Origin of the sequence: Acinetobacter johnsonii CIP 64.6, from assembly GCF_000368045.1 — a bacterium.
Lineage (GTDB): Bacteria > Pseudomonadota > Gammaproteobacteria > Pseudomonadales > Moraxellaceae > Acinetobacter > Acinetobacter johnsonii.
Genome location: NZ_KB849230.1, coordinates 199794 through 215696 on the forward strand (window position 1 = coordinate 199794; position 15903 = coordinate 215696).

A 15903-nucleotide genomic window follows, 5' to 3' on the forward strand; every position below is an offset into this window, starting at 1 on the left:
AGTCAGCAAAGCTGAATGGGTTGGATCCGTATGCCTATCTCAGTGATGTGCTGAAAAGGCTGCCGACGCATAAAGCGACCCAAATAGAAGAATTACTACCACATCGCTGGAAATCCAACTCAAATTAAAAAATAGGCATGGGGTTCAGCGGACGCTTACCGTCGAACCTTCACGGCTGAATTTAAACATCAACTTATTCAGCAATGTCAGCAGCCAGACACATCAGTGGCCAAGGTGGCAATGCAACATCAGGTCAATGCGAATCTGTTGCATAAATGGATTCGTCAGTCCAGATCAATGGTTCCATCATTAACACCCCCATCTATTCCACAGACCGACTTCCTTCCCGTCATTCTTCACCCGACTCCAGTCAGACAAGAAGCACCTCCGCCACCTGTACCAGAGAAGAAAGTTGTCGCTCATATTAGGATTCCACTACATGAGGAACCAGGTTCCGTAAGGGGTCAGATGATCGAGATCGACTGGCCGGTGGAGTCAGTAACTGAATTACTGGTGCTGATCCAGGGTTTGACTCAATGATCCGTATTGATGAAATCTGGCTTGCTACCCAGCCGATGGATATGCGTGCAGGTATGGATACTGTCATGACTCAGGTGCTGAGAGCCTTTGGCTACATCAAACCGCATTGCGCTTACCTGTTCTGTAATAAACGTGGCCATCGCATGAAACTGCTGGTACATGATGGATTGGGTATCTGGCTGTGTGCCCGGCGGCTGGAACAGGGAAAATTCCACTGGGTTCAGCTTCATCAGGGTGAAACCGTAGCCCTCAGTCCGGAACAGTTACAGGCATTGATCCAGGGTTTGCCCTGGCAGCGCATTGGACGACAGCAGGTGGTGACTATGCTCTAAACCAGGCTCGTCCATTCTGCTATTCTCCAAACGTTCTATTTCCTCTGCATCATGACATCAGGCATACTGCGGTCATGAATACGCTGCCTGACTTAAGCCAACTGACCCATGAACAACTGCTGGAATTTACCAGACAGTTGGCGATGCAGCATCAGTCTCTGGCACAATCTAAACAACAACTGGAACAATCAAATCAGCAATTAGATGCCAGAGTTCAACATCTTGAAGTCACCAATCAGCAATTAGATTCTAAAGTTCAACATCTTTCTATTCTCAATCAAAAATACGAGCATGAACTCGCACTATTTAAACAGCACAAATTCGGCAGTAAAAACGAACATCTAACCGCAAAACAAATCCATCTGTGGGATGAAGCGGTCGAAGAAGATATCGCAGCAGTTGATCTGGAACTGGAGCGGCTGAATGCAGATAAAACCGATGCAGCGACACAGAAAGCCACAGTCAACAAACCTAAACGTCGACCACTGCCAGATCACCTACCAACCCTCCGTATTGAGCACGAACCTGCCTCAACGCAATGCAGCTGTGGCTGCACATTGCGTCGTATCGGCGAAGATATCAGTGAAAAACTAAATTTCAGGCCGGCACAGTTCTATAAGGAACAACATATCCGTGGTAAATGGGTCTGTGATCAGTGTGACATCCTGACTCAACAAGCGATGGCTGCGTATGTTATTGATAAAGGAATCGCTACACCTGAATTGCTCAGCCATGTGCTGGTTTCCAAATACGCTGATCATTTACCGCTATATCGTCAACGTCAAATCTTTCTACGCGCAGGTGTTGATCTTTCCAGATCCACATTATCTGACTGGATTGGACGCTGTGGGGTAGAACTTGAACCTCTGACCAATGCCTTAAAATAGCTTGTGCTGCAACAACAGGTGCTGCATGCAGATGAAACACCAGTCATCATCATGCAGATGGGGGATGATGAGAAAAAACCGAAGAAAGGTTATTTCTGGGCCTATGCCACCACACAGTACAATCCAGTTCAGGCGGTGATCTATGACTTTCAAGATAGCCGTTCAGGTCAGCATGCTGAAGAGTTCCTGAAAGGCTGGCAGGGGCATCTGGTCTGTGATGATTACAGTGGTTATAAAGCACGCTTTAAATCAGGCGATGTCATTGAGGTGGGCTGCATGGCGCATGCACGTCGTAAATTCCATGAACTGCATGTGACCGGGAAAAGTCAGATCGCTGAACAGGCATTACTGATGATTCAGAGACTGTATGCGATAGAAGCAGAACTCAGGAAAAAGACGGATGGTACAGCAGAACACCGCCGCGAATACCGGCAACAGTATAGTCAACCGGTGATGCAACAACTATATGAGTGGCTCAACCAACATCAGCTGACGGTGCCATCGAGTTCCCCAACTGCCCGAGCGATCAACTACAGCCTAAAATGCTGGCCAGCCTTAAGTCGCTATCTAGATAATGGCAATTTGCCCATTGATAATAATTGGTTGGAAAATCAGATGCGTCCCTGGGCCTTGGGACGTAAGAACTGGCTATTTGCAGGTTCGCTGCGTAGTGGTCAACGAGCGGCCAATAGCATGACCCTGATCCAGTCAGCAAAACTGAATGGGCTGGATCCGTATGCCTATCTCAGTGATGTGCTGAAAAGGTTACCGACCCATAAAGTGACCCAAATAGAAGAATTACTGCCACACCGCTGGAAATCCAACCCAAGTTAAAAAATAGCTATGGGGTTCAGCGCACGCTTACCTTTGAAGCCGAGTTGGCAGAATTTGATGGTGAAGATGATCATGTCCATCTACTTGTGCATTATCCGCCAAAGGTCGCTATTTCTAGCTTGGTAAATAGTTTAAAAGGTGCTTCCAGTCGTATTTTACGAACCAAGCACCCTGAAATTAGAAGCAAGTTATGGGGTAATGCTTTGTGGTCGCCTAGCTATTTCGCTGCATCATGTGATGGTACACCTATTGGGATTATCAAACAATATATTCAGCAACAGCAAACTCCGCATTAGCAATCCTAGCTAATCCCCACAAGGGGACTAGCGGATTGCAGCCTTACATCCCCGCCCTGAAGGTATAGGTATCTACACATCTTCGTGTGGATACCCCAACGCAATTTTAGCCATTTCCTTTAACTCATCCACCGAATAACTTTCCAGTAGCTTCAAGGTGTTTAATAAGATTGAAAGTCCAGCAAGTATTGATGGTGCACTTTCTCTTTTCCCTCGCTTTTGCTGTCGCCCAGATAGTCGTGTTAGTACGGCTCTTACTCGAGTAGTTTGTTCATCATTACAGCGTTGTATTCGCCATGTCAGTACGCAGGCCATACTCGCAACAAGTAGTTTTCTTAAAATTGCTTGAGGGGTCGTTTGGAGCCACGATTCAACATCATGACCCGCTTGTTTTAGAAGCTTGAAGTAGCTTTCAATTGACCAACGCCAAATTGACGATCCAACAAGTTAGGCGCTGTAGGCAAACGATGGTTTGAATCAGTCGTATGCTTGTATTTACGTGCAATCCTGCTACGTAAACCAAGCTTTTTAAGCATTCTTCCAACGGTTCGTTCGCTCATGCTGTAACCTAAATCATGCATGTCATGTACCAATGAAGGTGCACCCAATCGTGCATGATGCTGCCAATATACGGCTTTTAAATCATTATATTTCTGCGCTAGATTGGCCTGGCATTTTCGCCAGGCATAATAGCCTGAAGTGCTGACACCCAGGCATTTACAGGCAGAAGATACAGTGACTTCATTCACATCCAGATCTTGAATTACCGTGTACTTTTCTTTGCATGATCTGTCAGAAAGTACACATGCGCTTTTTTTAAGATGTCATTGGCGTCCCTGAGCTGTTTGACTTCTTTCTCTAATTCTAAAATCCGCTGTTGTTCTGATGAAAGTTGGCGTTTGCTTGAACCCACTGGATTGGCTTCACGAATCCATTTATCCAATGTTGAATAACCAACACCTAATTTCTGGGCGATTGCAGCTATAGGTTCGTGGGGGTTTGAAAGTGCATAATCAATCGCTTGCTGTTTAAATTCAGGACTAAAACGTTTAGCCATTTCTTGAATCTCCAAAGATTAAAGTTACGTTATCTTTAGAGGGACGTGCTGTCCATTATTTTGGCTAGGATCATAGATACCTATACCCTGAAGGCGAGGTTTTACGGCTATACTGATAAAAAGATATCTCTAAAAGGACTATTTTGTGCACTTTTAAGGATAACCCATATCCACCCTCCACAGATCAAGCTCAAAATCTCCATGCTATCTCCACAGTTATTTGGTACAAAAAGCCAAATGATTTATATTTGATGTTTAAATGTCAATTTAGCCCAAATTTGTTTATAATTTTGTAAATTGTGTGACACAGTTCTACTTTTTTATTTGTGAAATCGGTTAAATTGAAACTAGATTACCAATGACTTTAATAAAAATCTGTTCCAATACCATGTTGAGAGGGGGGAAAAGGACATGAAAGCAACATTTTTACATACCGTTACGTTGAGTATCGGCTTGGCTTGTTTTAGCCAACTGGGACATAGTGCAGCCATTCAAAGCAATGACAAAGCGACGATGCCCACTGAGAAAACATCGTTGATTGAAAAAGCGATCAGTCAACAAAGAGGCAGTGACCGAACTACGATGACGGATACTGATTTAAAAATCATGACCTCAATCAAAGTTGCACCGACACAAAATTTCTTTGCTACACAAAACCAGCGCTTTAGCCGTTTTGTGCAATCATTGTTCCTCTAAACTAAAAATAAGCCACAGTGTCGTAACCACTCTCAAGTTATGACATTTGCGTACTAAAGCCTGATCACTGAATGTTGAATTAAGCATTAAGTGGTCGGGCTTTTTCGTTATAATAGACCTCAATTTACATTCTGAATCATAATTGGCTATGACTGTTCGTACTCGTATTGCACCCTCTCCAACTGGCTTCCCGCATGTGGGCACAGCGTATATTGCGTTATTTAACTTATGCTATGCCAAGCAACATGGTGGTGAATTTATTCTGCGTATCGAAGATACCGACCAACTTCGTTCGACTCCTGAATCGGAAAAAATGATTTTAGATTCATTGCGTTGGTTAGGATTGAATTGGTCTGAAGGTCCGGACATTGGCGGGCCATATGCACCGTATCGCCAGTCTGAACGCATGCATATTTATAAACAATATGCACTGGATTTGGTTGAAAAAGGTCATGCGTTCTACTGCTTTGCTACGAGCGAAGAGTTGGATCAAATGCGTGCAGAACAACAGGCCCGTGGTGAAACACCAAAGTACGATGGTCGTGGTTTAAAATTATCTGCTGAAGAAGTTCAAAGTCGCCTTGCTGCAGGTGAGCCACACGTGATTCGTATGAAAGTGCCCGAAGAAGGCATTTGTACAGTCAATGACTTACTGCGCGGGGAAGTGGAAATTCCTTGGGTGCAAGTGGACATGCAAGTCTTGCTTAAAACAGATGGTTTACCAACCTATCACCTTGCCAATGTGGTTGATGACCATTTGATGCAAATTACCCACGTTTTCCGTGGCGAAGAATGGTTGCCTTCTGCACCTAAACATCAGTTGTTGTACCAATACTTTGGTTGGGAAATGCCTGTACTGGGTCATATGCCATTACTACGTAACCCAGACAAATCAAAACTGTCGAAACGTAAGAACCCAACCTCTATTAACTACTACAAAAATATTGGTGTCTTGCCTGAAGCCTTGTTGAATTACTTAGGCCGTATGGGCTGGTCGATGCCAGATGAACGCGAAAAATTCACATTAGCAGAGATGATTGAACACTTTGATATTCAACGTGTATCCCTCGGTGGTCCAATTTTTGATGTGGAAAAACTGAATTGGCTCAATGGTCAATGGATCAAAGGCTTAAGCCCTGCTGAACTGTTAGATACCTTATTGGCATGGAAAGCAGATCGTAAGATGCTCGAAGACATCGCCGCAGCAATTCAACCTCGTATCAACTTACTTTCAGAAGCGGTGAACTGGTCTGCACATTACTTTAACCAGTTCCCAAGCTTGACCAAAGAACAGTTTGAAAGCAAGAAACTGAGCGAAGAACAAGTTCGTCAAAGTCTGCAATTTGCGATTTGGCGTTTGGAAAGTATGTTCACATGGAACAATGACACCGTAAGCCAAACCTTGATGGACTTAGCCAGCCAAATGGAAATTAAGCTCCGTGACTTTATGCCAGCGTTCTTTATTGCCATTGCAGGTTCAACCGCTTCGACCCCAGTGATGCAAACCATGGTCACCATTGGCCCTGACTTAACCTTCGCGCGCTTACGTCATGCCCTTGAAATTGTGGGTGGTCCTAGCAAAAAAGAAGCAAAAGTTTGGGAAAAACTCAATGAAAGCCTAAAATTGCCGAAAAATGACGCAGTTGATGAAGCTTAATTGATTTTTTAGTTGACGCATGGGCGTTATATCCCTAATATAGCGCTCACACAGAGAGACGGTGTTAACCACTCAACGTGATGCCTCAATAAGTCCCTATCGTCTAGAGGCCTAGGACATCGCCCTTTCACGGCGGTAACCGGGGTTCGAATCCCCGTAGGGACGCCAATTTCAGAAGTAAAGTTTTATTAAGTCCCTATCGTCTAGAGGCCTAGGACATCGCCCTTTCACGGCGGTAACCGGGGTTCGAATCCCCGTAGGGACGCCATATTTAAGATGGCAACATCTGGTAAAAAACCCAAGCATTATGACTTGGGTTTTTTATTGCCTCAAATTTTTCAGCACTTCATTACCACGCTTTTTTGGCTTTCCGCCCCAATCCGATTAGAATACAGCATAGATTCGAATTTTGGAGTTGTAATGCAATATCGTTGTCCTCAATGTCAAAGCCCAAAAATTATGCCAGTTGCTCAAGCAGGAGCTCCAGCAACACGCCCTGTCGTGCCTAAAAGTCTGGTTTTTTTGGTTCCAGCCATTTTTGTATTATTACTTTTGGTGCTCATTAGCATCGCAATGTGGCTGTTCGGGGATGGCGCTGGCTCAACACTACAAATTGCAACGGTCGTGGTTTTCATCATATGTGTGATTGCTGGCTTCTTATTTTACCGCGACCTTCCTGATTTTAAGATTTCAATGCAAGGCTTCATGCAGTCTCAGAAAAAATGGAAATGCCGTGAATGTGACCATGAGTGGGAAATCTAAGCCTTAACTTAGAACCCGCATCCAAAAAGGGAGTCTATGCACTCCCTTTTTATCTACTCAAATAATAATTATTATCACCTGTTAGTTTTTCTCGATATAATCAAAAACCTCATCTTACGAAATATTTTTAGGCCTAGTCTTTATGAAAAATGCTCTACTCTGCACACTTTTATTCTGTTCAGTGGCTCAAGCACATGAACCCTATGTCGCTCCACTGGCGTATCACACTGAAAATACCCAAATCCCTGTATTGAGCGCCTATGCGGAACAAGCCTTTCATCCTGAATATGCCCTAAAAGATATTTCGTTCAGCGTTTTCCAACCAAACCAAATACAGACTACGATTCAAGCACAGAAGCACTTAGAATCTGCAACTGCATTTGATCTTAAGCTACCGGAAAAAGGCACCTATACCATTTTTGCCAAGACTTCATATCCAATTGAATATGTAAAACATAATCGTCAATGGAAAATCTTTGCCGATGTCGCAGCAGACAAAGTCCCTGCCCTAAGCGAGCGTGACTATGTCATACCAAGTGACTTTAAAGGCAAAGTGCCAAGTAAGGTCTCTACGGTTCGCGAATGGAGCATTCAAAGCTATGTGAGCAAAGACAGCACCTCACCTGTTGCTATAACGCCAGCCCCAATTCAAGTCAAATTCAAAACCCATCCAAACCAAATCACGGTGCAACAGCCTGTACAACTGCAAATTACTCAAGCAGGCAAAGCTCTTGCACACGCAGAACTCATGGTTCGCGCTCAAGGTGAGCTTGAGCAGCAAGCGAAAAGCACACCTGTCGATGTACAAGGCAATGCCACACTCACGTTTGCACAAGCTGGGCAATACCTGATTGAAGTGAGCGAAAAAGTCGATGCCAAAGCAAAACCTAAAAATCAGTATTACACCATTATCAGCTTACAAGTGAATGCCCCTAAAACGCCTTAAGCGGCAATTGCTAAGCATAAAAAAACCAGCCCGAAGGCTGGTTTTTTAATTGAATTAACGGAAGTATTAACCGCCAATTTTCTTGTATTTGGTCCGTTTTTGAACCGCGGCATCACCTAAACGCGCTAAACGATAAGCTTCATACTCAGCATAGTTACCTTCGTAGAATTCAGGCTGCTCGTTCTCAAACGACAAGATGTGCGTTGCAATACGGTCAAGGAACCAACGGTCGTGCGACACTACCATTACCGTACCTGGGAATACAAGAATTGCATCCTCAAGTGCACGTAAGGTTTCGATATCCAAGTCGTTCGATGGCTCATCCAGTAAGATCACGTTTGCGCCCATTTGCAGGATTTTCGCCAGTTGTAAACGGTTACGCTCACCACCTGACAACTCACCTACACGCTTCTGTTGGTCTTGACCTTTGAAGTTAAAGCGACCGATATAAGCACGTGATGCAATTTCATAATCGCCAATTCTTAAGATATCCAAACCGCCAGAAACTTCTTCCCAAACGGTTTTGTTGTTATCTAAGGTGTCACGAATCTGACCCACATACGCTACTTTAACCGACTCACCCAAAGTCACCGTACCTGTATCTGGCTGTTGTTCACCAGTCATCATACGGAACAGTGTGGTTTTACCCGCACCGTTTGGACCCACGATACCCACAATTGCTGTAGGCGGTACGGTAAAGCTTAGGTTTTCGTACAGTACGCGACCATCAAATGATTTGCTGATGCCTTCCACTTCTACGACTTTATTGCCTAGACGTGGGCCAGGTGGAATATAGATTTCAGAAGTTTCGTTACGCTGTTGGAATTCGCGTGAGTTAAGCTCTTCAAAACGCTCCATACGCGCTTTGTTTTTCTTTTGCTGACCTTTCGCATTTGAACGAACCCATTCAAGTTCTTTCTTCAATGCTTTAGCAAAAGATTCTTCTTGCTTGTTCTCTTGCTCTAGACGCGCATTCTTTTGCTCTAACCAAGAAGAATAGTTGCCTTGATATGGAATACCCATACCGCGGTCAAGCTCAAGAATCCATTCCGCTACGTTATCCAAGAAATAACGGTCGTGCGTAATCGCCACGATGGTGCCGGCAAAGTCTTTCAAGAAACGCTCTAACCAAGACACAGATTCTGCATCTAAGTGGTTCGTCGGTTCGTCTAGAAGTAACATGTCTGGCTTAGATAAAAGCAAACGACACAATGCAACACGACGACGCTCACCACCGGAAAGTAGTGTGACATCCGCATCCCAAGCAGGTAGGTTCAAGGCAGCAGCAGCTTGATCCATTTGGTTGCTAAGGTTATGCGCATCCCATGAATGGATAATTGCTTCAAGTTTTTCTTGCTCTTTTGCCAATGCATCAAAGTCTGCATCTTCTGCTGCATATTCAGCAAATACTTCGTCCAAACGTGCCAAAGCATCCAATGGTTCACGTAAACCATCTTCTACGTTTCCACGGACATCTTTATTTGGATCAAGTGGCGGTTCTTGTTCTAGGTAACCAATTTTGATACCCGGTTGCGCACGAGCTTCACCAGAGAAATCTTTGTCTACGCCTGCCATAATACGAAGCAAGGTCGATTTACCTGCACCGTTTAAACCAAGTACACCAATTTTTGCACCCGGGAAAAATGACAAAGAGATGTCTTTTAAGATTTCGCGCTTAGGCGGAACCATCTTAGACACTCGGTTCATCGTATAAATATATTGGGCCACGTAGGACTCCTCAATAGAAAAACCAAAAAATCGCAAGAAGCGAAAAAATATTTGCGGGCATTATACGATGAATACGTTGAAAAAATAAGGCATGAAACCGATCTTCAATGCAATGTTACAACTTTCAGTGCGGTTATTTTTTAAACACTCTCTTTATCTTACTTTTCCGCATACACGAAGCTACGCTCAGCTCATCTTTATGAATTTTTTAGATAAATATTCATTATTTTCACACTTTCACTCATATTCATTGATGGTAGACTGTGCAATATTTAACTCACGCAGATGAAGTCCCATGACCTATAAAGATGAAACTTTGGCTATCCATGCTGGTTATAGCCCCGAAGCCACCACCAAAGCAGTGGCCGTACCGATTTATCAAACCACGTCTTATGCCTTTGATAATACACAACATGGTGCGGATCTATTTGACCTAAAAGTTCAAGGCAATATTTATACCCGAATTATGAACCCGACCACTGCCGTGCTAGAACAACGTTTGGCTGCACTCGAAGGCGGTATTAGCGCGTTGGCCTTGGCTTCTGGCATGGCGGCCATCACCTATGCCATTCAAACCATTACCGAAGCAGGCGACAATATTGCTTCCGTGTCGACCTTGTACGGTGGCACTTATAACCTGTTTGCCCACACTCTACCGAAGCAAGGCATTGAGGTACGTTTCTTTGATTATCAAGACCCTGAAGCCCTGCGTGATTTAATTGATGAAAAAACCAAGTTGGTTTTTGTTGAATCGATTGGCAATCCACTGGGCAACATCATTGACCTAGATGCGATCGCCAAAATCGCACATGAGTATGGCGTGCCTGTGGTGGTCGATAATACCGTTGCAACTCCTGCACTGCTGAAACCCTTTGAATATGGGGCAGATATTGTGGTGCATTCCTTGACCAAATATATTGGTGGGCATGGGAACTCGATTGGCGGTGCGATTGTCGACAGCGGTAAATTTCCTTGGGGCAAGCATCCTGAGCGCTTTAAAGTGCTCAATACGCCAGACGCAAGCTATCACGGCGTGAACTATGTTGAAGCTTTAGGTGAAGCAGCTTATATCGCGCGTGCCCGCGTGGTACCACTACGTAATACTGGCGCTGCGATTAGCCCTTTAAGCGTGTTCTTGATTCTACAAGGCTTAGAAACGCTAAACCTGCGTATGGAACGTCATACTGAAAATGCGCAGAAAGTGGCTGAATATTTACAGCAACACCCTAAAGTACAATGGGTCAACTATGCCGGCCTGAAAGATCACCCTCAGCATGGCTTAGCGCAAAAATATGTCAAAGGAAAACCTTCGGCAATTTTATCCTTTGGGGTACAAGATGGCCGTGAAGGAGGCACTCGCTTTATTGATGCACTACAACTCTTCACTCGCTTGGTCAATATTGGCGATGCCAAAAGTCTGGCCTGCCACCCCGCCACCACCACACATCGCCAACTGAATGAAGCAGAATTAAAGTCTGCTGGAGTAAGTCTTGATATGGTGCGTTTATCTGTAGGTATTGAACATATTGATGATTTGATTGCAGATTTAGAGCAGGCCTTGGCTCAAGTCTAAAAAACAGACTGCTAAACTTAAAACCTCAATCACATGATTGAGGTTTTTTATACGCTTGTCTTTTATATTTATAGCCCTTTCACTTCGCTTGAATTCGTGGTAAAAACAAGTAATTAGAAGAAATAAAATAGAGCTTTTACTCTAATTTTATTTATTATTTCAATAACTTATGCAGTGATATTTTTAAGCAGTTTAGGTATTATACTGTGAAGGAAAGCCGCTACATTTCTCAGAAAATGCAGCCTTAATAATCGAATATAAAAATAGCCATAACCCTCAAATATTTGACTTAGATCAGGAATGATAACGTGAATTCAAGAATGGATAGACTTTTTAAAGAACGTGTAAATGGAAAAACCGTCTTAATTACAGGCGCTTCAAGTGGTATTGGTTTAACCGTTGCGCACAAACTGGCTGACGCAGGAGCACACGTCCTTTTAGTTTCGCGCACCAAAGAAACATTAGAAGAAGTTAAAGCAGAAATCGAAGCCAAAGGCGGTTCAGCTTCTGTTTTTCCATGTGACCTAAATGATTTAGACTCGATTGATAAAGTTTCTAAGCAGATTTTAGCTTCAGTCGATCATATTGATATTTTAATTAATAACGCAGGTCGTTCGATCCGCCGTGCTGTACATGAGTCAGCGGAACGCTTCCACGACTTTGAACGTACCATGCAACTCAACTACTTTGGTGCGGTACGTTTAGTCATGAACATCCTGCCACAAATGATGATTCGTCGTGATGGGCATATTATTAACATTAGCTCGATTGGCGTATTAGCAAATGCCACTCGTTTCTCGGCTTATGTGGCGTCTAAAGCCGCATTAGATGCATTCAGTCGCTGTCTTTCTGCCGAAGTGCATTCACATAAAATTGCGATTACTTCGGTGTATATGCCTTTGGTACGCACCCCGATGATTGCGCCGACGAAAATTTATAAATACGTCCCAACTCTTTCACCTGAACAAGCAGCAGATCTGGTTGCTTATGCGATTGTGAAGCGTCCGAAGAAAGTGGCAACTAACTTAGGGCGTTTGGCATCAATCACTCATTCAATTGCACCAGACATCAACAATAAGCTCATGTCGATTGGTTATAACTTATTCCCAAGTTCTACCGCGTCTGTGGGCGAACAGCAAAAACTCAACTGGGTACAAAAAGCGTATGCACGTTTGTTCCCAGGTGAACACTGGTAAGTTTTCTTACAATTTACCCAACCTTTGATTAAAGGTTGGGTAGCTAAATTTTTTACAACTCTTTTATAGTTATTAATATTCGCTTAAGAAAAAAAGCTCATCATAAAAGCAATTATAAAAGGGGAAAAGAAATGCAGGCACTTTATTTATTCAAGCTTTTTTGCTTCATCTTTGCTGCAATCACCGCTTTTAATCTGTATACAGAACTCACCCTCTTTCATATTTCAATCTGGCAAGTGCTGATTCATGGCGGTTTGCTAATGATTCTGCTCGAATTTGGCTTTAAGAGCCAATGCGCATCTCAACAGCCTAACCCACTGACGAGTGAAATATACTCCCTAGAAACAGAAACTGGGCCAGCTTCACAATCATCAAGCATGTATTGCAATTTTTTTTCAAAAATAGGTTTAGTCTCCATTTTTTCCAGCCTGATTGCACAAAGCCTAATCAGTTAAGGCATATACCCTTTTTTGTGGACAAAAGATAAAGACGACGCGACCCTTCTACTTTTTGTGTTATAAACAGCCGTCTTTTTTTATTTTGTGAATTTATGCGCGCTTTTACTTTCGTACTGCAATATGTGTGTATCGCTTTTGCGATTTATCTCTGCTACCGAGTAGGCAGTAGCCTGTATTTACAAGATTATGTGATGATGGATATCGTGGCCAATGTCGGGACGATTCTAATCTGTATCGATCTTGCTGTTTTCCTGTGGCATAGCCGCAGTACCCAAGCCATAAGCCTCAAAGATTATGCGACGAGACTGGAACAACCCGCTCCAACCTTTGTCAAAGTTTGCCGAAAACTTGGGCACTTTGGCATTATGCTGATTATCACCAGTTGGATTGTGCCCATCATCAACGGATAAAAGTAACCATAAAAAAACCTCCCAATCGGGAGGTTTTTTATTCAAATCTTAAAGATTATTTCGAACCTTTAATGCCTGCTTGAAGTAACAATGCACCTAAACCACCAATTTTATTTTCTTGAGGTTTAGCCGTTTGCGGCTTTTTGTTTGTTTGAGCACGCTCGCCTTGCAGACGTGCTTGTTGTGGACGTTTACCTTGTGGTTTACGTTCACTACGCTCTGTATTTTCACGACGTGGTTGACGTGGAGCTTTAGACGCTTCAGCACCTTCAGGGCGCATCGACAAATTCACACGATTACGCTCAGCATCTACAGTGAGTACACGTACTTGCACAATTTGCCCCGGCTTCACCACTTTATGCGGATCTGCAACGAATTCATTGGCCAACTCTGAAATATGAACTAAACCATCTTGGTGTACACCCACATCCACAAAAGCACCGAAGTTCGTCACATTGGTCACGACGCCTTCAAGCTGCATGCCTTCAGTCAGTTGCGCAACTTCCGTAATGTCTTCACGGAATTTTGCTGTACGGAACTCTGGACGCGGATCACGACCTGGTTTTTCCAGTTCAGACAGTACATCTTGAATAGTTGGTAAACCAAATTTCTCATCTGCAAATTCTTCAGCATTCACTTGGCGAATGATTTCAGAGTTACCAATGATATCTTTCACCGTCGTCGCTTTCGCTTCAACAATTTTACCGACCAGCGCATAAGACTCTGGGTGAACAGCAGAAGCATCCAGTGGCTCTGAACCATCTTGAATACGTAAGAAACCTGCCGCTTGTTCAAAAGTACGCTCGCCTAAACGTGGCACTTTTTTCAAATCTTGGCGGTTGTCAAAACGGCCATTTTCTTTACGAAAATCGACAATTTGCTGCGCAATCGACTTATTCAAACCTGCGATATAACCCAAGATAGCAGATGATGCAGTATTAACATCCACACCTACCGAGTTCACACAGTCTTCAACGACTGCTTCAAGGGTTTTCGCTAAACCCGTTTGGTTCACATCATGTTGGTACTGACCTACACCAATCGATTTTGGATCGATTTTCACCAGTTCAGCCAATGGGTCTTGTAAACGACGTGCAATCGACACTGCACCACGAATCGACACATCTAACTCTGGTAACTCCGCAGAAGCCAATTCAGATGCTGAATAAACCGATGCACCCGCTTCTGATACAGAAACACGGGTCAATTTAAGATCGCTATTCGCAGCCATCATTTCAGCCACAACGCTTTCTGTTTCACGGCTTGCTGTACCATTGCCAATGGCAATCAGGTCAACATTAAACTCACGGCATAAACGGGCAAGTTCTGCAATTGAACCGACCTTATCGTCTTTGGGTGCAAATGGATAAATCGTACTATGTGCAAGTACATCACCTGATGCATTCACCACAGCCAATTTCACCCCTGTACGGATGCCAGGGTCTACCCCTAAGGTTGTACGTGCGCCCGCAGGTGCAGACAACAACAAATGACGTAAGTTTTCAGCAAAAACATCCATTGCTTCAGATTCGGCTGCAAGACGTTTTTCGGTGAGCAACGAATGTTCGATACTTGGACGAACCTTGCCTAACCAGAACAATTTAGCCGTTTGTTTTAAATAGTCTTGACGTGCTTGCGGCTGTGCAGTTTCAAGGCTGTATTCAGTTTCAATACGCGCCACTGGTGCATCATCTTCGCCATCAACTTTTAAACCTAAAACATTTTCTTGACGACCACGTAACATAGCCAATAAGCGGTGTGACGGGACTTTATTTAAATTTTCAGAAAAGTCGAAGTAATCGCGGAATTTTTTGCCAACTTCTTTTTTCTCATCACTTGCCACTAAACTTTTTAAAGTGGCTGTTTTTGCAAACATTGCCTTAAGTTCAGTGGTCAGTGCAATGTTCTGCGCCCAGTCATCAATTAGAATATGTTGAATCGCATCCAACTGACTTTCTAGATCTGGATAATCTTCATGGCTAAAGTCTGCCAATGCTTCAGCTGGATCAACCGCTTCTGCAAAGATTTTTTCTGCAATCGGGCCTAAGCCTGCTTCTTTGGCTTTAAATGATTTACTGGTCCGTTTTGGACGGTACGGTGCGTAAATTTCTTCTAAGGCATTTTTAGTTTCAGCAGCATTTACACGCGCCAATAAATCATCAGACAATTTGTCTTGTTCTTTTAATGATTCGATTACCTTGTCGCGACGTTCAAATAAGTCACGTAAATAAGCCAAACGTGTATCGAGCTGACGTAACTGCGCATCATCTAAGCCTTGCGTGACTTCTTTACGGTAACGCGCAATAAATGGAACGCTAGCACCTTCATCAATCAACTTGATGGCAGCCTCGATTTGATTTGGACGTACGGCAATTTCTTTTGCCAACTGCTGAACTAAGTCAGTCATCGTATGTGATCCCACAAGGATATGTACTAAAAGCCATGATTATAAAGACCAAGACTATAAAATCCACAACTGTTTTTATTAATTTAATGGCTTAAATGTGACATATTTCAGGCAAATTTCATAA

11 protein-coding genes, 2 tRNA genes and 4 pseudogenes are annotated in these 15903 nt (G+C 43.5%); 14 read left to right on the forward strand and 3 right to left on the reverse strand.

Annotated features, from left to right (window positions below; genetic code table 11):
* The 5 genes and pseudogenes from F986_RS17700 to tnpA form a co-directional block, all read left to right on the forward strand.
* On the forward strand, nucleotides 1–128 hold a 128-nt coding region (locus F986_RS17700), incomplete at its 5' end, for a transposase domain-containing protein (protein WP_004691521.1).
* A gap of 43 nt (nucleotides 129–171) precedes the next feature.
* Nucleotides 172–540 (forward strand): annotated as a pseudogene (locus F986_RS02075) (transposase); the annotation flags it as partial.
* Nucleotides 537–872, forward strand: coding sequence for an IS66 family insertion sequence element accessory protein TnpB (gene tnpB / locus F986_RS02080; RefSeq protein ID WP_004691523.1), 336 nt, complete (start codon nucleotides 537–539; stop codon nucleotides 870–872). The pseudogene F986_RS02075 and the gene tnpB, both read left to right, overlap by 4 nt.
* 74 nt (nucleotides 873–946) lie before the next feature.
* A pseudogene (gene tnpC, locus F986_RS02085) lies at nucleotides 947–2593 on the forward strand (IS66 family transposase).
* A 32-nt stretch (nucleotides 2594–2625) separates the two neighbouring features.
* Nucleotides 2626–2889 (forward strand): annotated as a pseudogene (gene tnpA, locus F986_RS02090) (IS200/IS605 family transposase); the annotation flags it as partial.
* A gap of 416 nt (nucleotides 2890–3305) precedes the next feature.
* On the opposite strand, the pseudogene F986_RS17705 reads toward tnpA, so the two are convergent.
* Nucleotides 3306–3946 (reverse strand): annotated as a pseudogene (locus F986_RS17705) (transposase); the annotation flags it as partial.
* A 411-nt stretch (nucleotides 3947–4357) separates the two neighbouring features.
* On the opposite strand from F986_RS17705, the gene F986_RS02110 reads away from it, so the two are divergent.
* The 6 genes from F986_RS02110 to F986_RS02135 all read left to right on the forward strand — a co-directional run bounded on the left by F986_RS02110 (nucleotide 4358) and on the right by F986_RS02135 (nucleotide 8007).
* A complete protein-coding gene (locus F986_RS02110) occupies nucleotides 4358–4642 on the forward strand; it encodes a hypothetical protein (protein ID WP_004691529.1) in 285 nt (94 codons plus the stop codon).
* 148 nt (nucleotides 4643–4790) lie between these two features.
* Nucleotides 4791–6299, forward strand: coding sequence for a glutamate--tRNA ligase (gene gltX, locus F986_RS02115; RefSeq protein ID WP_004691531.1), 1509 nt, complete (start codon nucleotides 4791–4793; stop codon nucleotides 6297–6299).
* A gap of 92 nt (nucleotides 6300–6391) precedes the next feature.
* A tRNA-Glu gene (locus tag F986_RS02120) sits at nucleotides 6392–6467 on the forward strand.
* Between the two features lie 24 nt (nucleotides 6468–6491).
* Nucleotides 6492–6567, forward strand: a tRNA-Glu gene (locus F986_RS02125).
* A 152-nt stretch (nucleotides 6568–6719) separates the two neighbouring features.
* A complete protein-coding gene (locus tag F986_RS02130; protein ID WP_004691535.1) occupies nucleotides 6720–7061 on the forward strand; it encodes a hypothetical protein in 342 nt (113 codons plus the stop codon).
* A 142-nt stretch (nucleotides 7062–7203) separates the two neighbouring features.
* Nucleotides 7204–8007 (forward strand): DUF4198 domain-containing protein, encoded by an 804-nt coding sequence (locus F986_RS02135; RefSeq protein ID WP_004691536.1) that lies wholly within the window; start codon nucleotides 7204–7206, stop codon nucleotides 8005–8007.
* A gap of 66 nt (nucleotides 8008–8073) precedes the next feature.
* On the opposite strand, the gene ettA is transcribed toward F986_RS02135, so the two are convergent.
* A complete protein-coding gene (ettA, locus tag F986_RS02140; RefSeq protein WP_004691537.1) occupies nucleotides 8074–9735 on the reverse strand; it encodes an energy-dependent translational throttle protein EttA in 1662 nt (553 codons plus the stop codon).
* Between the two features lie 295 nt (nucleotides 9736–10030).
* Between ettA and F986_RS02145 the strand changes: the two genes are divergently transcribed.
* The 3 genes from F986_RS02145 (at nucleotide 10031) to F986_RS17710 (ending at nucleotide 13372) form a co-directional block, all read left to right on the forward strand.
* On the forward strand, nucleotides 10031–11308 hold the full coding sequence (locus F986_RS02145; RefSeq protein WP_004691539.1) for an O-acetylhomoserine aminocarboxypropyltransferase/cysteine synthase family protein: 1278 nt from the start codon (nucleotides 10031–10033) through the stop codon (nucleotides 11306–11308).
* A 320-nt stretch (nucleotides 11309–11628) separates the two neighbouring features.
* Entirely contained in the window at nucleotides 11629–12504 is an 876-nt protein-coding gene (locus F986_RS02150; RefSeq protein WP_017396913.1) for an SDR family NAD(P)-dependent oxidoreductase, read from the forward strand.
* 550 nt (nucleotides 12505–13054) lie between these two features.
* Nucleotides 13055–13372 (forward strand): hypothetical protein, encoded by a 318-nt coding sequence (locus F986_RS17710; RefSeq protein WP_004691542.1) that lies wholly within the window; start codon nucleotides 13055–13057, stop codon nucleotides 13370–13372.
* A gap of 55 nt (nucleotides 13373–13427) precedes the next feature.
* Here the strand turns inward: F986_RS17710 and F986_RS02165 are convergent, their stop codons facing one another.
* Entirely contained in the window at nucleotides 13428–15779 is a 2352-nt protein-coding gene (locus F986_RS02165) for a Tex family protein (protein ID WP_004691544.1), read from the reverse strand.
* Between the last annotated feature and the right edge of the window lie 124 nt (nucleotides 15780–15903).